Consider the following 21,114-nt stretch of genomic DNA (forward strand, 5'->3'; position numbering starts at 1 on the left):
GCTCACGTACGGTTGACGCATGACGAGCATCGGTGGTGCCCAGATGGTCGACTGGAATCTCGCGGTGGCGACCGCGACCCGACTGGTCCGGCCCGGCCCCGACATCAGCCGCGAGGAGGCCCGCGCCGTCGTCGCGGAGCTGCGGCGGCATGCCCAGGCCTCGGAGGAACACGTCCGGCTCTTCACCCGGATGATCCCCGAGGGGACCGAACCCGAGGACACCCCCGTCCTCGTCGTCGACCGGGCCGGCTGGATCAAGGCCAACGTCGCCGGCTTCCGCGAACTGCTGCGCCCTCTGCTCGCCAAGATGGAGAGCCGCCGCTCCGGCGGCCCCGGCGGCGCCGTCGTCGGCATGGTCGGCGGCAAGGTCACCGGCGTCGAGCTGGGCATGCTGCTCTCGTTCCTCGCCTCCCGGGTCCTCGGCCAGTACGAGACGTTCGCCCCGGCCACCAGGGACCTGCCCGCCTCCGCCGACGGCGGCGGCCGGCTGCTCCTCGTCGCCCCCAACATCGTCCACGTCGAACGCGAGCTGGACGTCGACCCGCACGACTTCCGGCTCTGGGTCGCCCTCCACGAGGAGACCCACCGCACCCAGTTCACCGGCGTGCCCTGGCTCCGCGACCACCTTCAGGGCGAGATCCAGACGTTCCTCGACGAGACCGACGTCGACCCGATGACCTTCCTGGAACGCCTCCGCGAGGCCGCCCAGTCCCTCTCCGGCGCCGGACGCCCCGAGGGCGAACAGGGCGAGAGCCACGGCCGGAGCCTCGTCGACATCGTCCAGACCCCCGCCCAGCGTGAAGTGCTCGGCCGCCTCACCGCCGTCATGTCCCTCCTCGAAGGGCACGCGGACTTCGTGATGGACGGCGTGGGCCCCGAGGTCGTGGGCTCCGTCTCCGAGATCCGCGAGAAGTTCCAGCAGCGCCGCGCCCAGGGCGCCGGCCGCCTCGACCAGGCCCTGCGCAAGCTCCTCGGTCTCGACGCCAAACTCCGGCAGTACAAGGACGGCGAGAAGTTCGTACGATCGGTCGTCGAAGAGGTCGGCATGGACGGCTTCAACCGCGTCTGGACCTCACCGAACACCCTCCCGACCAAGGCCGAGATCGCCAAGCCCGCCGACTGGGTGGCGCGGGTGCACCGTAAGGCCGAATCCTGACCATCAGGCAGCCTGCGGACCCAAATTGGACCTCCAATCACCCATCCGAGGGACCATAGGGGCATGGGAAGGCGTGCAATGCTCGATGAACAGCTTGCCTCTGTCACCATCGACGCACTCTGAGTGACGGGACTCACGCGTTCCGGCGCTCGACGCTCCTCCCGAATCTCCACGAAGGGCACCGGACATGGGTCCCCATCCTGCGGTCGCGGCGATACGCCTGGCGGTCCGCCGCGTACTCCACGACGTACTCACCGAATTCCACCGGCACGCCGACCACGACCGGCCCGCCGACGCGGCGAGGCGCCCCGCGCACGCCGCCCGCTCCCGCTATGCCGAAGCCGGCGCCGCGGGCACCCCCCGCACAGCACTCCCCGACCGGCCCGACACCCCGCTCGTCCTCGTCGCCTGCTCCGGCGGCGCCGACTCCATGGCGCTCGCCTCCGCCCTCGCGTTCGAGGCCCGCAAACTCGCCGTCCGGGCCGGCGGCATCACGGTCGACCACAACCTCCAGCCCGGGTCCGGCCTCCGCGCCGCCGAGGTCGTCACCCGGCTCACCGCCATGGACCTCGACCCCGTCGAGGCCGTCGCCGTGCACGTCGGACGCGAGGGCGGCCCCGAGGCCGCCGCCCGCGACGCCCGCTACGCCGCGCTGGACGCCGCCGCCGAACGCCACGGCGCCGCCGCCGTCCTGCTCGGCCACACCCGCGACGACCAGGCCGAGACGGTCCTCCTCGGCCTCGCCCGCGGCTCCGGCATCCGCTCACTCTCCGGCATGGCCGCCGCCTCCGGGCCCGCCGGCCGCTACCGCCGCCCCTTCCTCCAGCTCGACCGGCAGGCCGTCCGCAAGGCCTGCATGGTCCAGTCCCTGCCCGTCTGGGACGACCCGCACAACATCGACCCCGCCTACACCCGCTCCCGGCTCCGCCACGAAGGCCTGCCCGCGCTGGAGAAGGCGCTCGGCAAAGGCGTCGTCGAAGCCCTCGCCCGCACCGCCCAGCTCTCCCGCGACGACGCCGACGCCCTGGACACCTGGGCCGCCGAGGCCGAGCTGTCCGTACGCGACGAGACCGGCCGCCTGGAGTGCGTCAAGCTCTACGTCCTGCCGCCCGCGGTACGCCGCCGGGTGCTGCGCCGCGCGCTGATCGAGGCCGGGGCGCCCGCCGGCTCCCTCTTCGCCCGGCACCTCGAAGAAGTCGACCGCCTGATCACCGGCTGGCGCGGCCAGCGGGCCATCAACCTGCCCGGCCGCGTCGAGGCGATGCGGCAGGGTGGCAGACTGGTCATTCGGCAGAGCTGACGCGCGAGCGGCTGAAGTGCAGGCGAACAGCCGGCCCGGCCCGGGCGCTTTCCCGGGCCGGCAGGCAGAGAAAGAGACGTGGGTGAACGAGAAGGACATGGGCACCGACCTTCAGTCGGTGCTCCTCACCAAGGAAGAGATCGACGCGAAGCTCGTCGAGCTGGCCGCGGAGATCGACGCGGAGTACGCGGGCAAGGACCTGCTGATCGTCGGCGTCCTCAAGGGCGCGGTGATGGTCATGGCGGACCTGGCGCGCGCGCTGTCCACCCCCGTCACGATGGACTGGATGGCCGTCTCCTCGTACGGGGCCGGCACCCAGTCCTCCGGCGTCGTCCGGATCCTCAAGGACCTCGACACCGACATCAAGGGCAAGCACGTCCTGATCGTCGAGGACATCATCGACTCCGGTCTGACGCTGTCCTGGCTGCTGTCCAACCTGGGCTCCCGGGAACCGGCCTCGCTGGAGGTCTGCACCCTGCTGCGCAAGCCGGATGCCGCAAAGGTCGCGATCGATGTGAAGTGGATCGGTTTCGACATCCCCAACGAGTTCGTCGTCGGCTACGGGCTGGACTACGCGGAGAAGTACCGCAACCTGCCCTTCGTCGGCACGCTCGCCCCGCACGTCTACGGCGGCTGACCCCGGCCGACCCGCTGGGGAACCCTCGCCGCCCTCGGGCCGTTGAAGCTGCGAAAGCAGGTTTCTCCGTCGTACCCGGCAGTCGCGGGTGACGATGCTGGGGTACCGTCCGAAGAACAGTCTTTTCAAACAGCAGCATTTACCTACGGGCAGGAGGGACGGGGCATCTTCGCTCCGTATGGATGGACGTGAAGCGATACTTCCGTGGGCCCGTCATGTGGATCGTGCTGGCCGTCCTCGCCGTGGTCGTGTTGATGCAGGTCGTCGGCTCGTCCGGCGGCCACAAGACGGTGGACACCGGCAAGGTGGTCCAGGCGATCAGCAAGAACCAGGTGGAGCAGGCCAAGCTGACCACCGGTGACGAACAAATCCTCAAGATCGAGCTGAAGAAGGGCCAGAAGCTCGAAGGCGAGTCCGGCAGCAAGTTCCAGGCGAGCTACATCGGCAACCAGGGCGTCGAGCTCGCCGACACGCTGCAGCAGAAGTTCGAGGACGGTGACATCGAGAAGGGTTACACCGTCTCGCCGTCGAAGCAGTCCCCGTTCGTCTCGATTCTCCTCTCGCTGCTGCCCTTCGTCCTCATCGTGGTCGTCTTCCTGTTTCTGATGAATCAGATGCAGGGCGGCGGATCCAAGGTCATGCAGTTCGGCAAGTCCAAGGCCAAGCTGATCACCAAGGACACCCCCAAGACGACCTTCTCCGATGTGGCGGGATCCGACGAGGCGGTCGAGGAACTCCACGAGATCAAGGAGTTCCTCCAGGAGCCGGCCAAGTTCCAGGCCGTCGGCGCCAAGATCCCCAAGGGCGTCCTGCTCTACGGGCCGCCCGGTACGGGCAAGACGCTGCTCGCACGCGCCGTCGCCGGCGAAGCGGGCGTGCCGTTCTACTCGATCTCCGGGTCCGACTTCGTCGAGATGTTCGTCGGCGTCGGCGCCTCCCGGGTGCGCGACCTCTTCGAGCAGGCCAAGGCGAACGCCCCGGCGATCGTCTTCGTCGACGAGATCGACGCCGTCGGCCGCCACCGCGGCGCCGGCATGGGCGGCGGTCACGACGAGCGCGAGCAGACGCTCAACCAGCTGCTCGTCGAGATGGACGGGTTCGACGTGAAGGGCGGCGTCATCCTGATCGCCGCCACGAACCGCCCGGACATCCTCGACCCGGCGCTGCTGCGCCCCGGACGCTTCGACCGGCAGATCGCGGTCGACCGCCCGGACATGCAGGGCCGCCTGGAGATCCTCAAGGTGCACCAGAAGGGCAAGCCCGTGGCGGAGGGCGTCGACCTCGGCGCCGTCGCGCGACGCACGCCCGGCTTCACCGGCGCCGACCTGTCGAACGTGCTCAACGAGGCCGCGCTCCTGACGGCGCGCGGCAACAAGAAGCTCATCGACAACGAGAGCCTCGACGAGGCCATCGACCGCGTCGTGGCGGGCCCGCAGAAGCGGACCCGGATCATGTCCGAGAAGGAGAAGAAGATCACCGCGTACCACGAGGGCGGACACGCCCTGGTCGCGGCGGCCTCCCCCCAGTCGGACCCGGTCCACAAGATCACGATCCTCTCCCGCGGTCGCGCCCTCGGTTACACGATGGTGCTCCCGGAGGAGGACAAGTACTCCACGACCCGCAACGAGATGCTCGACCAGCTGGCGTACATGCTGGGCGGACGTGCGGCCGAGGAGCTGGTCTTCCACGACCCGACGACCGGTGCCGCGAACGACATCGAGAAGGCCACGGCGACGGCCCGCGCGATGGTCACGCAGTACGGCATGACGGAGCGCCTCGGCGCGATCAAGTTCGGCGGCGACAACTCGGAGCCCTTCCTGGGCCGCGAGATGGGCCACCAGCGCGACTACTCGGAAGAGGTCGCGGCACTGGTCGACGAGGAGGTCAAGAAGCTCATCGAGACCGCCCACAACGACGCGTGGGAGATCCTCGTCGAGAACCGCGACATCCTCGATGCCCTGGTGCTCGAACTGCTGGAGAAGGAGACGCTGGGCAAGGACGAGATCGCGGAGATCTTCGCCCCGCTCGTCCGGCGCCCCGCCCGACCGGCATGGACCGGATCCGCCCGACGCACCCCGTCGACGCGGCCCCCGGTGCTCTCTCCCAAGGAGCTGGCCCTCACCAACGGCGCATCGGTCGCCAACGGTTCGGCCACCCCGCCGGAGATCGCCCCGACGGACCTGACGAAGGACATCGCCCCGTCCACCGAGGCGATCCCCGAGGAGCGTCCCGAGAGCTGATCCCGGACCGACTCCGGTGAGACCCCCGTCACGGGGGCCGACCCGGTCCCGGAATGGATGCCGCGTCCCCCAGGTTTTAGCCTGTGGGGGCGCGGCTTTCCGTATGCCTGCGAGGTCTGAGCGCGAACCCGCGCGGGACAGCACAGAGGAACGAGGCACAGATGACCGACCCGGTGACGCTGGACGGCCAGGGTTCGATCGGCGAATTCGACGAGAAGCGGGCCGAGGCGGCCGTACGCGAACTGCTGATCGCCGTCGGAGAGGACCCGGACCGTGAGGGCCTGCGGGAGACGCCGGGGAGGGTGGCGCGGGCGTACAAGGAGATATTCGCGGGCCTGTACCAGCAGCCCGAGGACGTGCTGACGACCACGTTCGACCTGGGCCACGACGAGATGGTGCTGGTCAAGGACATCGAGGTGTTCAGCACCTGTGAACATCATCTGGTGCCCTTCAGGGGCGTCGCGCACGTCGGCTACATCCCCGCCTCCACCGGCAAGATCACCGGCCTGTCGAAGCTGGCCCGGCTGGTCGACGTCTACGCCCGGCGCCCGCAGGTCCAGGAGAGGCTGACGACGCAGATCGCCGAGTCCCTCATGTCGATCCTGGAGCCGCGCGGAGTCATCGTCGTCATCGAGTGCGAGCACATGTGCATGTCCATGCGCGGTATCCGCAAGCCCGGGGCGAAGACCCTCACCTCCGCGGTCCGCGGCCAGCTCAGGGACCCCGCGACCCGAGCCGAGGCGATGAGCCTCATCATGGCGCGCTGACGCCCTCCCGAACGCGCGGCACGGGCGCGGCAGCCGCGTGGAGCGGCTGCCGCGCCCGTATCCGTCTACGCGGCCGCCGCGCCCGTGCCGTCGTGGTCGTTGCCGTCCTCCGGGAGGCGGCAGACGCGTTCCAGGAAGAGCGCGGCCGCGATGACCGCGATGCCGGCCACCACCGCCGCGCCCGCGTAGATGGCCTGGTCGCGGCGGGGCGGGATGTCGAGGTAGCTCAGGAGGAAGACGCCGGTGCCGCCGTACATTCCGGCGACGAGGGCGGCGACCAGGGCGCTCGCCTGGCCGAAGACGACCGCGCGGGCCGCGAACAGGGGCTCGACTCCCTTGGCGCCGGGGCGGCGCTCGCGCTGGGCGCGGAGGCGGGTGCGGGTGGAGAGGGCGGTCGCGAGGAGGATCGCCGCGATCACGGCGAGCACGATCGACGCGGCCAGCGGGACGCTCGGCAGGGTGCCGAGGGAGTCCCAGAGGCGGGCCCCGCCCCAGGAGAGGACGCCGGCGGCGGCGAAGAGGCCCGCCAGTACCCCGAGCCGTAGTTGCTTCACCGAGTGAGCCGCCTTTCGCGCCGCCTGTGTCGGGTCCGGCCGTGCGCCGGACCACCGTCCGTCGAGCTTAGGGCCTGTCGTTTGGAGCATGCCGGGCATGCCGGGCTCGCGGGGTCCGGCCTGATCCGAACGACAGACCCTAACGATTACTCCGGCAGGCGCAGTTCCAGATCGGCGCGGGGCAGGACGCTGTCGCGGCCGACCTCGGCGAGGAGCTGGGCCACCGGGCCGGCACCGGGCAGCTGGGCCTCGGGATCGATGTCGTGCCAGGGGGCGAGGACGAAGGCCCGCTCGCGGGCGCGCGGGTGGGGGAGCGTGAGCACCGGGTCGTCGGAGAGGACGTCGGCGTACGCCACGATGTCGACGTCGATGGTGCGCGGACCCCAGCGCTCCTCGCGGACCCGGTCGAAGGCCTCCTCGACGGCCTGGCCGCGCTCCAGCAGGGAGGCGGGGGGCAGCGTCGTCTTCACGAGGATGACGGCGTTGAAGTACGAGGGCTGGGAATCCGCCTCGACGCCCCAGGGCTCCGTCTCGTACACCGGGGAGACGGCCTTCACCCGGAGGCCCGGGGTGTCCTCCAGGGCGTCCACGGCCCCCTGGAGGGTCTCCAGCCGGTTGCCCAGGTTGGAGCCGAGGGAGATCACGGCCATCTTGGGGTTGGAGAGCGTGACGTCGGCGGCGTCCACCTGCCGGACGACGGCGGTCGGAACCGGCTGTACGGTCGGGTCGCTCTGCCCTTCGGTGGAAAATGCAGTCATGCTCGGCTCCGGATGATGGTGATGGTCACGTCGTCGAAGGGGACGGTGATCGGTGCGTCCGGCTTGTGCACCACGACCTCGACCTCCTGGACGCCTTCGTGCTTCAGGCACTGCTGGGCGATGCGTTCGGCGAGCGTCTCGATCAGATCGACCGGTTCGCCGGTCACCACGTCGACGACCTCCTCGGCCACCACGCCGTAGTGCACGGTGCGGGCCAGGTCGTCGGTGGCTGCCGCGGGGCGGGTGTCGAGGCCGAGCACCAGGTCGACGATGAAGGTCTGGCCCTCTTCCCGTTCCCGGGGGAAGACACCGTGGTGCCCACGGGCCTTGAGGCCGCGCAGCGCGACACGATCCACGCGAATCACTCCTGCTGTCGTTGGTCGAGAGGCACCCGGCCGCGTGCGGGCGACGAGGTGCCTTCTTTCGAATCTACCTGCGAGCACCGACAGTGCTCGCCCGTGGGGGCCGTGGACAGCGCCTCCGGGCTGGTAGCCGCCCATACCCGGTGGTCACCGGTTCCAACCCCTACGGGCCCCGTACCCATTCAGGAGGGTGTTTCCTCGTCGTCGTCCTCATCGGATTCGGTCAGCACCGGCGACCCGTGGTGGGACCAGAGTTTCCAGCCGTCGGCGGTGCGCCGGAACACGTTCGTGGCGACGACCAGCTGGCCCACGAGCGGGCCCAGCGCGTTGCCCTCCTCGGCGGGGCCGCCGCTGAGGATGTTCTCGGTGCAGGTCACCAGGGCGGTGTCCTCGGTCATCGCGATGTTGACGTCGGTGAGGAAGAACTGGATGTACTCGGTGTTCGCCATGATCAGGGCGTAGCTGCGCAGTACGTCGCCGCGGCCCGTGAGCACCGGCCAGCCGGGGTGGACGCACGAGACGGTGAGGTCCTCGCCCGGCAGCCACCGGGCGGAGAGCTCGTCGTGGTCGCCGCGTTCCAGCGCCTCGTAGAAGGCCGTGTTGGCGGCCTCGACCTCCGCGATGTCGGCGGCGGCCCGTGCGTGTTCCTCGTTCACGCGGCTCCCTCGACCGCGCGGGCGACGCGGACGGCGTCGGCGGTGGCCCGTACCTCGTGGACCCGGACCGCCCAGGCTCCGGCCGACGCGGACAGCGCGGAGACGGCCGCGGTCGCCGCGTCGCGCTCGCGGGCGGGCGGCGGGGCCGAGCCGGGCCCGGCCAGGACGTGTCCGAGGAAGCGTTTGCGGGAGGCGGCCACCAGCAGCGGGCGGCCCAGCGTGTGCAGGCCGGCCAGGTGCGCGACGAGCGACAGGTCGTGGGCGGCGTCCTTCGCGAAGCCGAGGCCGGGGTCGATCACGACGCGCTCGGGGGCGACGCCGCCCGCGATCACCGCGTCCAGCCGCTGCCGCAGCTCGTCGAGGACCTCGGCGACCACGTCCTCGTACACCGCGCGGCTGTTCATCGACTCGCTGAAGCCGCGCCAGTGCATCACGACGAACGGGACGTCGGCGGCCGCCACGACCGGGATCATGTCCGGGTCGGCGAGGCCGCCGCTGACGTCGTTGACCAGGGCGGCCCCGGCGGCGACGGCCTGCTCGGCGACGCGGGCGCGCATGGTGTCCACGGAGACGGGGACGCCCTCGGAGGCCAGCCCCCGCACCACGGGCACGACCCGGCGCAGCTCCTCGGCCTCGTCCACCCGGCTGGCGCCGGGACGGGTCGACTCACCGCCCACGTCCACCAGGTCCGCGCCCTCGGACACCAGGTGCAGGCCGTGCTTGACCGCGGCCGCGGTGTCGAACCAGCGGCCGCCGTCGGAGAAGGAGTCGGGCGTCACGTTGACGACGCCCATGACCGCGCAGCGGTCCCACTCCGGCAGCCCTCGGACCGTGCCCCGCGTGCGTGTCGTACTCATACCACCAGACTAGGCCCCGTACGACGTCGCTACGCCGCGCTCACCTCGTGCTGCTCCGGGGGCGTGCGCCGGGCGTGGCCGCACGGGCGTGGGCGGCGGGGGCGGAACGGGCGGGGCAGCGAGAGGTGCACGAAGCCCTCCGCCCGCATTGCCGCGATCCCGATGCGGGGCAGGTCGCGGCTGGTGCGGAAGACCACGAAGCGGGGCTCCCAGCGGGGCTTGAACTTGGCGTTGAACCTGTACAGCGACTCGATCTGGAACCAGCGGGAGAGGAAGATCAGCAGCCCCCGCCAGCAGCGCAGGACCGGTCCCGCGCCGAGCCGCTCGCCGCGGGCCAGTGCGGAGCGGAACATCGCGAAGTTCAGCGAGACCCGGGCGACGCCGAGCTTCTCGGCGGCCTGGAGGGAGGCGACGATCAGGAGCTCGTTCATACCGGGGTCGGCCGAGCGGTCGCGGCGCATCAGCTCCAGGGACATGCCGTCCGGCCCCCAGGGGACGAAGTGGAGGACCGCCTTCAGGTCGCCGCCCGGGGAGTCCTCCGTACCGGAGCCGGTCAGGTGGGCGGTGGCGATGACGCAGTCTCCGTCGGCCGGGTCGCCGATCCGGCCCAGCGCCATGGAGAAGCCGCGTTCGGTGTCGGTGCCGCGCCAGTCGGCGGCGGCGCGGCGGATCCGGTCCAGTTCGGTGTCGCCGATGTCACGTGCCCGCCGGACCCGGGTCTCGTAGCCGTTCCGTTCGATGCGCTTGACCATCTGGCGCACGTTCCGCATGGCCCGTCCGGCGAGGGAGAAATCCGCCACGTCCACCACCGCCTCGTCGCCCAGTTCCAGGGCGGTGAGGCCGGTCTCGCGGGTCCAGACCTGGCCGCCGGTCTCGCTGCATCCCATCACGGCGGGGGTCCAGGAGTGCGCCCGCGCCTCGTCCATGAAGCGTTCGATCGCGCCCGGCCAGGCCTCCACGTCACCGATGGGGTCGCCGCCGGCCAGCATCACCCCGGAGACGACCCGGTAGCAGACGGCGGCCTTGCCGCTGGGGGAGAAGACGACGCCCTTGTCGCGGCGGAGCGCGAAGTGGCCGAGCGAGTCCCGGCCGCCGTGCCGCTCCAGGAGGGCCCGCAGCCGGCTCTCGTCGTCCTCGGTGAGGCGGGCGGCCGGGTGTTCGGGGCGGAAGGCGAGGTAGATGGTGGTGACGGCGGTGAGCAGGCCGAGCGCGCCCAGCGAGTAGGCCACGGTCCAGCTGGTGCGCCCGGCGTAGCCGACGGGCCCCTCGACGCCGAACAGGCCGTACAGCACGTGCTGGAGACGGTCGGCGATGGACGGGTCGCCGACGACCCGGCCGGGGTGGACGCTGACGATGATCAGCCCCAGCCCCAGCGACCCGGCCCCGAGCAGAACGAAGTTGGCGAGCGCGCGCCAGCGGCTGCGGGGGTCGGGCAGCGCCCGGAACTGGTCCCGGTGCCGCACCAGCAGCCAGCAGAGCGCCAGCGACACGAGCACCCCGACGATCGAGTGGCGGTACGCGAACTGGGCCGCGGCCCCCGCGGGCAGCAGGATCACCGCCGCGCGCCAGGCCCGCCGCTTGTGCCGCTTCAGCCCGTGGGCGAGCAGGAGCAGCAGCATGCCCGCGCTGAGCGAGAGCGCGGCGGCGAACGGGCCGAGCGCCCCGGGGAGCACCTCGGCGAGGGCGTGCATCCGGCTGTGCCGGAAGCGGGGGAAGACCCCGGCGGCGACGTCGATCAGCCCGACGACGGTGCAGGCGGTACCGACGAGCGCCGGTACGGATTCGGGGCGCGGTCCGCGGAGCAACCGGCGTACGCGCTGCGGAACCGACACCGACTTGTCCCCATCTAGCGTGACAGACATCGCTTCCCGTGGCTTCGCGAGAGATTCGTTGAGTCCGCCGGCTGGAGCCCCACGGACGATGTGCGCCCTCTAGGACGTGGGTTGTGGAGCGCGGGTTCACCCACATTCCGGAAATTTCCCGTATCCGGCCCGCGTAAGGAATCACGGAGAAAGCACGCTCATGGGTCTCACCAGTTCCGCAGTCCTGGCGGTCGTGGCGGCGGTCGCCGTCGCGCTGTTCGCCGCCACGGTCGGGCTCTGGCCGCGGCTGGCCCGGCCCGGGGCCGCCGCGGTGTCGGGCCGGGTCGGGCTGTTGCTGGCGACCCAGCTGACGCTGTTCGCGGCGGTGGGTCTTGCCGCCAACAACGCCTTCCTCTTCTACGGTTCCTGGGCCGACCTCTTCGGCCGGCAGCAGGAACTCGGTGTGGTCACCGACCACGCGGGGAACGGGGCCGGTTCGCGGCAGATGAAGCGGATCGGCACCCAGCACCCGGACGTGCCGGGCGGCCGGGTGCCCTCGGTCGGCGGGCGGATCGACCAGGTGGTCGTCTCCGGGCGGACCTCGGGCATCGAGTCCCCGGCGTACGTCTATCTGCCGCCGGAGTACTTCCGCGCGGCGTACGCCGGGCGGACGTTCCCGGCGGCCGTGGTCCTCACCGGCTACCCGGGCACGGCGGAGAACCTGCTGAAGGGGCTGCGCTACCCGCAGACGGCGCATGACCGGGTGAAGGCGGGGAAGGCCCGGCCGATGATCCTGGTCATGCTGCGGCCGACGGTCGCGCCGCCCCGGGACACCGAGTGCGTGGACGTCCCCGGGGGGCCGCGGACCGAGACGTTCTTCGCGAAGGACCTCCCGGAGGCGGTCTCGGGGACCTACCGGGTCGGGGAGAAGGCCCGCAACTGGGGCATCATCGGCAACTCCACCGGCGGCTACTGCGCGCTGAAGATCGGCCTGCACCACCCGGAACGGTACGCGGCGAGCGCCGGGCTCTCCGCGTACTACAAAGCGGCCGAGGACCCGACGACGGGCGACCTGTTCCACGGGAACGAGGCACTGCGCGACCGCGCCGACCTGATGTGGACCCTGGAGAACCGGCCGCCGTCCGGCGGTTCCTTCCTGGTGACGACGTCCAGGGAGGGCGAGGACAACCTCGGGAGCACGATGGAATTCATCGAGAAGGTGAAGGCGCCCGCGAAGGTGTCCTCCATCGTGCTCGACAGCGGCGGGCACAACTTCACGACCTGGCGGCGGGAGATCCCGCCGGCCCTGGAGTGGCTGAGCGCCCGGCTCAGCGAGAACTGATGCGGGACGGCCCCTGGCCGGTGGGGATCGTCTAGGGGGCGGGGATCGTCGCGACCGTCTCCACGGCGACCTCGGCGCGCGGTACGTCCTGGGCGTCCGCGTCGATGGAGCGGCGCAGGGCCTCGTGGAGCCGGGCGGGGGTCAGCACGCCGAGGAAGCGCCCCTCGCTCTCCTTGTCGATGACGGCGATCCAGCCCGCGTCGTGCTGGAGCATGGTGGCGAAGGCCTGCTTGAGGGGCGCCCCGAGCGGGAGCCAGGCCTCCATCCGGCGGGCGTGTTCGCGGACGGTGCCCTTGGCGGTGGCCGGTGCGCCGCCGGTCGCCGCGCCGGCGGTCGCGTCGGTGGGGATCCAGCCGTGGAGGTTGTTCCGGCCGTCGAGCACGACCGCCCAGCGCGCGCCCTGGGACCTGAGCCGTTCGGTGGCCGTGGCCAGCGGGTCGTCGAGGTGGACGACCGGCGGCTGGTCGAGGTCGCTCTCCTCGATGGGCGTCACCGAGAGCCGCTTGAGCCCGCGGTCCGCGCCGACGAAGTCGGCCACGTACGGGGTCGTGGGGGCTCCGAGCACGGTGGCGGGGGAGTCGAACTGCTCGATGCGGCCCTGGCCGTAGACGGCGATCCGGTCGCCCAGGCGGACGGCCTCCTCGATGTCGTGCGTGACGAACAGCACGGTTTTGCGCACCTGGGCCTGGAGTTTCAGGAATTCGTTCTGGAGCCGTTCGCGGACGACCGGATCGACCGCACCGAAAGGCTCGTCCATCAGGAGAACGGGCGGATCGGCGGCCAATGCGCGGGCCACGCCCACGCGTTGGCGCTGGCCACCGGAAAGCTGTTCCGGATAGCGGTCGCCATAAACGGAAGGGTCGAGTCCGACGAGGTCGAGGAGTTCGGCGGCCCGCTCGCGTCCCTTTCCGCGCTTCCAGCCCAGCAGATGGGGAACGGTCGCGGTGTTCTCCAGCACCGTCCTGTGCGGGAAGAGTCCCACCTGCTGGATCACATAGCCGATTCGGCGGCGCAGTTGGACGGGATCGATGGTGGATATGTCGTCCCCGTCGAGGAATATCCCGCCCTCGGTCGGTTCGATCAGCCGGTTCACCATCTTCATGGTGGTCGTCTTGCCGCAACCGGAAGGTCCGACGAGCGTGACCAGTTCACCCTCGGCGACCTCGAAGGAAAGGTCGTCGACGGCGGTGGTGCCGTCTGCGTAACGCTTGGTGACGTGCTCGAAACGGATCATGGTTCCCCATTGTGGAGGGTGTTCTGTGAAGGGCGTGTTGCCGTAATGCGACAGCCTCCGCGATTGTCAGTGGTCGAGGATAGGCTCGCCAGTCATCAGTTCGATCCGGGGCGATCCGGGGGAGAACCCGGCGGGATCCGGGCGTGACTCCGGGCGACGAGCGAAAGCAGGAGGTGGGGGCGGGTGGCCGAGCAGAACTGCCTGGTGACGAACGACTGGATCTGCGGGGAGTATCTGCGCTCCCGCAGCCAGGAGTTGACCGACGCGACCGTGCAGCACATCGGGATCACGGTGGTCTCGGTGCTGATCGGGCTCGCGGTCGCCTTTCCGCTGGCGCTGCTCGCCCGCCGGGGCCGGCGCTTCGCCGGGCCGGTGCTCGGGCTGACGACCGTGCTCTACACCGTGCCCTCGCTGGCGATGTTCTCGCTGCTGCTGCCCCTGTTCGGGTTGTCGGCCGCGCTCGTCGTCACGGGCCTGGTGCTCTATTCGCTGACCATCCTCGTACGCAACATCCTGGCCGGGCTCGAAGCGGTCCCCGACGAGGCCCGGGACGCCGCCCGCGGCATGGGGTACGGGCCGGGGCGGCTGCTGTGGGAGGTGGAGCTCCCACTGGCGCTGCCCGCGGTGATGGCGGGGCTGCGGATAGCCACCGTGTCGACGGTCGCGCTGACCACGGTCGGCTCGCTCGTCGGCAAGGGTGGCCTCGGCAATCTCATCGAGGACGCGCTGCCCAGCTTCTTCAAGGCCCAGGTGCTCGCCGCCTCGGTCCTCTGCGTGCTGCTCGCGGTGGCCGCGGACCTGCTGCTGCTCGGCCTCCAGCGGCTGCTGACGCCCTGGGCCCGGATATCCCGGGCGCCCGGGACGGCCGGTGCGGAGAGGGCCGGGCGCACGGACCCGGACGGACCGGCGGGCCTCCCCGCCCCGGCGAAGGTGGAGGCGGGCTGACCCGTGGGAGTCATCGGCGATGCCTGGACCTGGCTGACGACCGGGGCCAACTGGTCGGGCGACGGCGGGGCCGCGCACCGGCTCGGCGAGCATCTGTACGTGAGCGGGGTCGCCCTCGCGGTGGCCTGCGCGACAGCCCTGCCGCTCGCCCTGTATCTGGGGCACATCGGCAGGGGCGGTGCCCTCGCGGTGAACATCTCCAACGTGGGGCGGGCCGTCCCGGTCTTCGCGGTGCTCGCCCTGTTCATGGTCACGCCCCTGCGCAACTCGGGTTACTGGCCCACGATCATCGCGCTGGTGCTGTTCGCGGTGCCGCCGCTGCTCACCAACGCCTATGTGGGGATGCGGGAGGTGGACCGGGCCGTGGTGGAGGCCGCGCGCGGCATGGGGATGTCGGGCGGGCAGCTCTTCGTCCGGGTCGAGCTGCCGCTCGCCTACCCGATGATCATGACCGGGCTGCGGTCCGCCGCCGTCCAGATCGTGGCCACCGCGTCGATCGCCGCGATGGTCGGCCTCGGCGGTCTCGGCCGGATCATCACCGCCGGGTTCAACACCTACGACACGGCCCAGGTCTTCGCGGGCGCGATCCTGGTCGCCGGACTCGCCCTGCTGGTGGAAGGGGTGCTCGTGGGCCTGGACCGGCTGCTGTCACCGCTGCGCCGCCGCCGGCCCGCGTGACGGAACCCGGCGGCCCCCGACTTCCCTTTGGTCACCCTTTTTCGGTTCGGACGGAGAACAGACATGAGCAGAACCTCGCGGATAGCCGGAGCGGTCCTCGGCATGGTGGCGCTGGCGGGGTCGCTGGCGGCCTGCGGCGGCGACAGCCTGGAGGAGGAGAAGGGCTCCGGCTCCTCGGGAGGCGACGGCAAGAAGGGCTCCCTCGTCGTCGGCTCGGCCTCCTTCACCGAGTCCAAGGTGCTCGCCGAGCTGTACGCGCGGATCCTCGGCGACGCCGGGTACGACACCTCGATCACCACGGTGAAGAACCGCGAGCTGTACGAGCCCTCGCTGGAGAAGGGGGAGATCGACGTCGTCCCCGAGTACGCAGCGACGATCACCGAATTCCTCAACGCCAAGGTGAACGGGGCGGAGAAGGCCCGGAACACCCCCCTCGCCTCCCCGGACGCCGACGCCACGGTCGCCGCGCTGGAGAAGCTCGCGGGCCCGCTGGGCCTCAAGGTGCTCCCGGCCGGGAAGGCCGTCGACCAGAACGCTTTCGCGGTCTCGGAGGAATTCGCCGAGAAGAACAAGCTCACGACCCTTTCCGATCTTGGAAAGTCGAAGCTCAAGGTGAAGATCGCGGCGGGCGACGAGTGTGAGGTGCGGCCGTTCTGCGCACCCGGCCTGAAGAAGACGTACGGCATCGACGTCACGGGTATCGACCCCAAGGGCGTCGGAACCCCGCAGTCCAAGCAGGCCGTCCGCGACGGCAAGGTCGAGCTGGTCCTGACGACCACGACGGACGCGGTGCTGGACGGGCTGGTCTTCCTGGAGGACGACAAGAAGCTGCAGAACGCCGACAACGTCCTGCCGGTCCTCAATGCCAGGGACGCGGGGGCCCCGGAGATCGCCGACACGCTCGGAAAGCTCACCGACGTGCTCACCACGGAGGACCTCGCGGAGCTGAACCGCAAGGTCGACGCCGAGCGCGCGAAGCCTGCGGACGTGGCCAAGGAGTATCTGGAATCGAAGGGGCTGATCAAGAAGTAGGGCTCACACCACGGGTCTTTTCGGGGGCCGCGAGGTAACCGGCGGGGAACAGATTGCCGAGCGGCCCCCAAGTGGCGCGTACACACGGTAAATTTCAGGCCATGCCACGTGGACGCCACCGTCATTCCCCACCCCTCCACAGAATCCTGCCCCCCTCCGTGGTGGCGGGAGTGTCGGTCGGCGGTGCCGCCGGCGCCTGGCTCCTGGCCGAGCCCCTGGTCCTGCGCGGCCTGGTGGCCGCCGTGGCGGCCGCCGCCGTCACCGGCGCGTATCTGATGCGCAGCTGGGACCGGGCGGCGGGGCTGCGGGTCGCCGAGCTGACCCGGGCCCGCGCCAGTGACGCATGGCGGGCCGAGGAACGGATAGCCGAGCTGGAGCAGGATCTGGAGGAGTCGCGCGAGCTGCGCACCCGTCTGGAGACCAAGCTCCGCCGCAAGCGCGTCGAGCTCGCGGGACTGCGCGGGGAGCACGCCGGACTGCTGCGCCGCTACGCCAACGCCGAGACCGAGCGGGCCAGCGCGCTGGAGGGCCGCAGGCAGCTCGCCATCGAGGCCGCCGCCCCCAGGGAGCTGCTGCCCGCGCGGTCCACGCCGACCCCCGAGTCGTACCGGCGCGCGGACGAGGCCCTGATGAACCTCACACGCAACGTGGCGCTCCAGGAGGCCCGCCGGGCGGTGGAGGCGGCCCGGAAGCGACAGCCGGCCGTCGGCGACCGCCGCCAGGACACGGAGGGGGAGGGCCCGCAGGGGAAGCACGCGGCGGCCCCCGGGGCGGGCGAGCACCGGGACCACCAGCACCGCCGCCCCTCCACCCCTTTGCCCGCCCCGGCGCTCCCGAACGCGAAGGCCCCGGCCTCCATCGCGTCGGTGCCCGTGCCGCGCGCGATCCCTGGCGCCTCGGCCGTCGTCCCGTACGCCGCGCGCCGCAACCCGGCACCCCAGGGCAACTTCGACTTCTTCGGCGCACAGAACGCCGAGAACGCACAGAACGCCGCGAACATCGCGGACGCCCAGCAGGTGAACGCCGCGATCGAGTCCATGCAGAACGAGGACCTCGCGGACGTCGTCGGCGAGGAGGCGCTCGCCGCCCACCGCACGGGAGCCGTCGACAACCGGGCCGTCGGCAAGGTCATCGACCTCACCGCGCACGACGAGACCGAGCAGATCGAGGTGGCGGAACTGCGCGGCGCGGTCTCCTGAGAAGGCGCGGTCTCCCGGGGCAAGGCCCCGGGGCCCCTACTTGTCGATGTCGCCGACGACGAAGAACAGCGAGCCCAGGATCGCCACCATGTCGGCGACCAGGGTGCCCGGCAGCAGTTCGGTGAGCGCCTGGATGTTGTTGAACGAGGCGGAGCGCAGCTTCAGCCGGTAGGGCGTCTTCTCGCCCTTGGACACCAGGTAGTAGCCGTTGACACCGAGCGGGTTCTCCGTCCAGGCGTAGGTGTGGCCCTCGGGCGCCTTGAGCACCTTGGGCAGCCGCTGGTTGATCGGCCCCGGCGCCAGGTGGGCCATCCGGTCCAGGCAGGCGTCCGCCAGGTCCAGGGAGTTGAGGGTCTGCTCCAGCAGGCACTCGAAGCGGGCCAGGCAGTCGCCCTCGGTCCGGGTGACGACCTTCAGGGTGTCCTGGAGCTCCCCGTACGCGAGATAGGGCTCGTCGCGCCGCAGGTCGAAGTCGACGCCCGAGGCGCGGGCGATCGGCCCCGACACCCCGTACGCGTGCACCGCCGCGGCGGACAGCACGCCCACGTCGCGCGTACGGCCCCGGAAGATCTCGTTGCCGAGGACGAGGTTCTCGTACACGTCCATGCGGGAGCGCACCGAGGCGACGGCGTCGCGGACCCGGCCGGCCCAGCCCGCAGGGGCGTCCTCCTTGAGTCCGCCGACCCGGTTGAACATGTAGTGCATCCGCCCGCCGGAGACCTCCTCCATCACCGCCTGGAGCTCCTCGCGCTCCCGGAAGGCGTGGAAGACCGGGGTGATGCCGCCGAGTTCGAGGGGGTAGGAGCCGAGGAACATCAGGTGGTTGAGGACCCGGTTCAGCTCGGCGAGCAGCGTCCGCGTCCACACGGCGCGTTCGGGGACCTCCATGCCGAGCATCCGCTCGACGGCCATCACCACGCCCAGCTCGTTCGAGAACGCGGAGAGCCAGTCGTGGCGGTTGGCGAGCATGATGATCTGCCGGTAGTCGCGCGCCTCGAAGAGCTTCTCCGCGCCCCGGTGCATATAGCCGATGACCGGTTCCGCGTGCTGTACGCGCTCGCCGTCCAGCACGATCCGCAGTCGGAGGACCCCGTGCGTCGAGGGGTGCTGGGGACCGATGTTCAGCACCATGTCGGTGCTCTCCGCCGCTCCGCCGATGCCGATCGTCGTCTCCGTCATGCGGGACAGTATTCCCTGACGCCGACCCGCCACGGTTCCTGACGCCGACCCGCTACGGGGGGCACCCGCGATCCGGCCGCACCGGCTCCACCCGGTGCAGCAGCCAGCCGAAGTCACCGAGGCCGCCGCGGGCCGTCAGTTCCGCCGCCTCGCCCGCGGCCGACAGCGCCCGTACATAGCCCGCCGGATCGGTCGTCGCCAGGCCGATCGGCGGCCGGTCGCCGCCGACGCCCAGCCGGTGCAGCGCCGTCCGCTGGTCGGTCAGCTCCGCGCTCGCGTACGGGACCGCCGCCGCGCAGGCGTCCAGCGCCACGTGCGAGGTCAGGTCGCAGGAGCCGTCCGGCACCGGGCGCACCTCACGCCCGCCCCGGAAGCCGGTCAGCGTTCCGAAGGGCGGCCGGGCGCCCCGTACGTGCGCGTAGTCCACCGCCACCGCGAGACCGGCGGTGAGGGAGCCGACCGCCCGCGCCCAGGCCGCGTCCCGGGTCCGGCCGATCTCGGCCCGCTCGCCCGGCGCGGTCAACGGCCACCAGCGCTCCAGCCAGGCCGCGTCCGCACCGCTCACCGCCGCGCCGAGGCGCTCCGCGCCGTCCGAGGTCCGTACCTGGACGTACCGGGGGACGCCGTCCGCGTCCGCCTCCGCCACCTCGGCCGGAACGTCGTCCAGCCACTCGTTGGCGAACAGCAGCCCGGTGACCCCCGCCGGCGGCTCCGCGCACCACTCGATCCGGGGGTCCAGGCCCGGGGGCCGGTCCGCGACCTCGACGGCGTACGCGGTCACGTCCGGTCCGCCGGGCCGCCCGGCCAGCGCGGCCAGCACTCCGGTCAGCAGCTCGCCGCGCCCCGCCCCGACGTCGACCAGCGCGACCGTGCCGGTGCCCAGCTCCCGCGCCGTTCCGGTCAGCAGCCGGGCCACCGCCGCAGCGAAAAGGGGCGAGGCATGGACCGATGTACGGAAGTGACCCGCCGGCCCCTCCGGGCTCCGCAGCCGGCTGCGATAAAACCCCTCGTATCCGTACAGAGCGGCCTGAGCCGCCTCCCGCCACCCGCGCCACTCGTCCGTCACATAGGCAAGTCTCCACCTTGGGGAGTACGGTCCCAGGACCTGGATCGGCCCTTCGGTTGACCCGGGCACCGATCCGCTGTCCCTACGCTGGGTTACGTGCAGCGCCTCTACGATTTCATCCGCAGACACCCGACGGGCGTCGACGTCTTCTGGGCCGTCTTCCTCCTCGGGCTCTCCGGCATGTCGATGGCGTCGGGCATGTACGACGCGGGTCGCGAGGAGATCGTCGCCGTTCCGGTGGCGCTGGGTTTCTCCACGGTGGTGGCGCTGCGCCGCAGGGTTCCGGAGAAGATGCTGCTGCTCGCCATCCTGGTGGGCGTCGTGCAGCTGGTGTTCGACGTCCGGCCCGGCATCGGGAACTTCGCGATGCTGGTGATCACGTACACCGTGGCGACGGTGGGTGAGCGCTGGGCGTCCCGGCTCGCCCTGGTCTGCAGCCTGGGCGCGGCGGCCCTGTCCCAGCTGCGGTGGGAGGCCGAGCCGGGCGCGTCCTGGCCCCAGGTGGTCTTCGTGACGATCATCATGACCGTGCCGTTCGTGCTGGCCTGGGTGCTCGGGGACTCGCTGCGGACCCGGCGCGCCTACTTCGACCAGCTGGAGGAGCGTGCCGCCCGCCTGGAGCGGGAACGCGAGGCGCAGTCCAAGGTCGCGGTCGCCGCCGAGCGGGCCCGGATCGCCCGCGAACTGCACGACGTGGTCGCGCACAACGTCTCCGTGATGGTCGTCCAGGCCGACGGTGCCGCTTATGTCATGGACGCCGCCCCCGACCAGGCCAAGCAGGCCCTGGAGACCATCTCCAGCACCGGCCGCCAGGCACTCGCGGAGATGCGGCGGCTGCTCGGGGTGCTGCGGACCGGTGACGCCCCGGAGAGCGGGGAGTACGTCCCCCAGCCCGATGTGGAGCAGATCGAGGACCTGGTCGCGCAGGTGCGGCAGACCGGCCTGGTGGTCGACTTCAAGGTGGAGGGCACCCCCCGCCCGCTGCCCAGCGGCGTGGAGCTGACCGCGTACCGGGTCGTCCAGGAGGCCCTGACGAACACCCGCAAGCACGGCGGACCCGACGCCGGGGCCAGCGTCCGGCTGGTCTACTTCGACGACGGCCTCGGGCTGCTGATCGAGGACGACGGCCGGGGCGCGGCGCACGAACTGTACGAGGACGGCGGCGCGGACGGCGCCGGGCACGGGATGATCGGGATGCGGGAGCGGATCGGCATGGTCGGCGGCACTCTCGACGCGGGGCCCCGCCCCGGCGGCGGATTCCGGATCAGTGCCCTGCTGCCGCTCAAGCCCCCGGGCTGACCCGCCGCCCGGTCGGCCCGCCTTTCACGACCACGGCGACCACCACGACCG

At 71.4% G+C, this 21,114-nt stretch carries 20 protein-coding genes; 11 read left to right on the forward strand and 9 right to left on the reverse strand.

The genetic code is table 11. The annotated features are described in order from the left end of the window. The first annotated feature begins 19 nt into the window (after window positions 1-19). The 5 genes from ACH4RG_RS33730 to folE all read left to right on the forward strand — a co-directional run bounded on the left by ACH4RG_RS33730 (window position 20) and on the right by folE (window position 6,100). Entirely contained in the window at window positions 20-1,156 is a 1,137-nt protein-coding gene (locus ACH4RG_RS33730) for a zinc-dependent metalloprotease (protein WP_397925140.1), read from the forward strand. 187 nt (window positions 1,157-1,343) lie between these two features. Next, a complete protein-coding gene (tilS, locus tag ACH4RG_RS33735; RefSeq protein WP_397925142.1) occupies window positions 1,344-2,456 on the forward strand; it encodes a tRNA lysidine(34) synthetase TilS in 1,113 nt (370 codons plus the stop codon). A 97-nt stretch (window positions 2,457-2,553) separates the two neighbouring features. Further along, window positions 2,554-3,093, forward strand: coding sequence for a hypoxanthine phosphoribosyltransferase (hpt, locus tag ACH4RG_RS33740; RefSeq protein ID WP_032752963.1), 540 nt, complete (start codon window positions 2,554-2,556; stop codon window positions 3,091-3,093). Window positions 3,094-3,275: 182 nt separating this feature from the next. After that, on the forward strand, window positions 3,276-5,333 hold the full coding sequence (gene ftsH, locus ACH4RG_RS33745) for an ATP-dependent zinc metalloprotease FtsH (RefSeq protein ID WP_397931307.1): 2,058 nt from the start codon (window positions 3,276-3,278) through the stop codon (window positions 5,331-5,333). A gap of 161 nt (window positions 5,334-5,494) precedes the next feature. Further along, the gene (folE, locus tag ACH4RG_RS33750; protein ID WP_018959732.1) at window positions 5,495-6,100 is read left to right on the forward strand and encodes a GTP cyclohydrolase I FolE; all 606 of its coding nucleotides are present in this window, start codon (window positions 5,495-5,497) and stop codon (window positions 6,098-6,100) included. Between the two features lie 65 nt (window positions 6,101-6,165). Here folE and ACH4RG_RS33755 read toward each other — a convergent pair whose 3' ends face one another. The 6 genes from ACH4RG_RS33755 to ACH4RG_RS33780 form a co-directional block, all read right to left on the reverse strand. After that, a complete protein-coding gene (locus ACH4RG_RS33755; protein ID WP_361331180.1) occupies window positions 6,166-6,654 on the reverse strand; it encodes a DUF3180 domain-containing protein in 489 nt (162 codons plus the stop codon). A gap of 146 nt (window positions 6,655-6,800) precedes the next feature. Further along, entirely contained in the window at window positions 6,801-7,412 is a 612-nt protein-coding gene (gene folK / locus ACH4RG_RS33760) for a 2-amino-4-hydroxy-6-hydroxymethyldihydropteridine diphosphokinase (RefSeq protein ID WP_398162415.1), read from the reverse strand. Beyond that, complete coding sequence (folB, locus tag ACH4RG_RS33765; RefSeq protein ID WP_018959729.1) at window positions 7,409-7,768, reverse strand: dihydroneopterin aldolase; 360 nt, start codon at window positions 7,766-7,768, stop codon at window positions 7,409-7,411. The genes folK and folB overlap by 4 nt, the downstream gene beginning before the upstream one ends. Window positions 7,769-7,956: 188 nt before the next feature. Continuing rightward, window positions 7,957-8,430 carry a nuclear transport factor 2 family protein gene (locus ACH4RG_RS33770; RefSeq protein ID WP_397925148.1) on the reverse strand — a complete coding sequence of 158 codons (474 nt, stop codon included), beginning with the start codon at window positions 8,428-8,430 and terminating at the stop codon, window positions 7,957-7,959. Beyond that, entirely contained in the window at window positions 8,427-9,224 is a 798-nt protein-coding gene (folP, locus tag ACH4RG_RS33775; protein WP_397925242.1) for a dihydropteroate synthase, read from the reverse strand. The genes ACH4RG_RS33770 and folP overlap by 4 nt, the downstream gene beginning before the upstream one ends. 92 nt (window positions 9,225-9,316) lie before the next feature. Continuing rightward, window positions 9,317-11,149: a phosphatidylglycerol lysyltransferase domain-containing protein gene (locus tag ACH4RG_RS33780; protein ID WP_397925150.1), complete on the reverse strand. Its 1,833-nt coding sequence runs from the start codon at window positions 11,147-11,149 to the stop codon at window positions 9,317-9,319. A gap of 160 nt (window positions 11,150-11,309) precedes the next feature. On the opposite strand from ACH4RG_RS33780, the gene ACH4RG_RS33785 reads away from it, so the two are divergent. Beyond that, on the forward strand, window positions 11,310-12,431 hold the full coding sequence (locus ACH4RG_RS33785; protein WP_398540706.1) for an alpha/beta hydrolase: 1,122 nt from the start codon (window positions 11,310-11,312) through the stop codon (window positions 12,429-12,431). A gap of 31 nt (window positions 12,432-12,462) precedes the next feature. On the opposite strand, the gene ACH4RG_RS33790 is transcribed toward ACH4RG_RS33785, so the two are convergent. Continuing rightward, window positions 12,463-13,665, reverse strand: coding sequence for an ABC transporter ATP-binding protein (locus ACH4RG_RS33790; protein WP_397925154.1), 1,203 nt, complete (start codon window positions 13,663-13,665; stop codon window positions 12,463-12,465). Between the two features lie 183 nt (window positions 13,666-13,848). Between ACH4RG_RS33790 and ACH4RG_RS33795 the strand changes: the two genes are divergently transcribed. The 4 genes from ACH4RG_RS33795 (at window position 13,849) to ACH4RG_RS33810 (ending at window position 17,519) form a co-directional block, all read left to right on the forward strand. After that, window positions 13,849-14,610, forward strand: coding sequence for an ABC transporter permease (locus ACH4RG_RS33795; RefSeq protein WP_397925156.1), 762 nt, complete (start codon window positions 13,849-13,851; stop codon window positions 14,608-14,610). Between the two features lie 3 nt (window positions 14,611-14,613). Continuing rightward, window positions 14,614-15,288 carry an ABC transporter permease gene (locus ACH4RG_RS33800; protein ID WP_398540707.1) on the forward strand — a complete coding sequence of 225 codons (675 nt, stop codon included), beginning with the start codon at window positions 14,614-14,616 and terminating at the stop codon, window positions 15,286-15,288. A gap of 63 nt (window positions 15,289-15,351) precedes the next feature. Then, window positions 15,352-16,320: an ABC transporter substrate-binding protein gene (locus ACH4RG_RS33805; protein ID WP_397925160.1), complete on the forward strand. Its 969-nt coding sequence runs from the start codon at window positions 15,352-15,354 to the stop codon at window positions 16,318-16,320. Between the two features lie 101 nt (window positions 16,321-16,421). Further along, complete coding sequence (locus ACH4RG_RS33810; RefSeq protein WP_397925162.1) at window positions 16,422-17,519, forward strand: hypothetical protein; 1,098 nt, start codon at window positions 16,422-16,424, stop codon at window positions 17,517-17,519. A gap of 36 nt (window positions 17,520-17,555) precedes the next feature. On the opposite strand, the gene ACH4RG_RS33815 is transcribed toward ACH4RG_RS33810, so the two are convergent. Then, window positions 17,556-18,698 carry an NADH-quinone oxidoreductase subunit D gene (locus tag ACH4RG_RS33815; RefSeq protein ID WP_398540708.1) on the reverse strand — a complete coding sequence of 381 codons (1,143 nt, stop codon included), beginning with the start codon at window positions 18,696-18,698 and terminating at the stop codon, window positions 17,556-17,558. Window positions 18,699-18,750: 52 nt separating this feature from the next. Beyond that, complete coding sequence (locus ACH4RG_RS33820) at window positions 18,751-19,764, reverse strand: SAM-dependent methyltransferase (RefSeq protein WP_398540709.1); 1,014 nt, start codon at window positions 19,762-19,764, stop codon at window positions 18,751-18,753. Between the two features lie 96 nt (window positions 19,765-19,860). Between ACH4RG_RS33820 and ACH4RG_RS33825 the strand changes: the two genes are divergently transcribed. Beyond that, on the forward strand, window positions 19,861-21,063 hold the full coding sequence (locus tag ACH4RG_RS33825; RefSeq protein ID WP_397925166.1) for a sensor histidine kinase: 1,203 nt from the start codon (window positions 19,861-19,863) through the stop codon (window positions 21,061-21,063). Window positions 21,064-21,114 lie beyond the last annotated feature (51 nt).

The sequence above is a fragment of the Streptomyces sp. NPDC021019 genome (genome assembly GCF_044333295.1).
Taxonomy (GTDB): domain Bacteria; phylum Actinomycetota; class Actinomycetes; order Streptomycetales; family Streptomycetaceae; genus Streptomyces.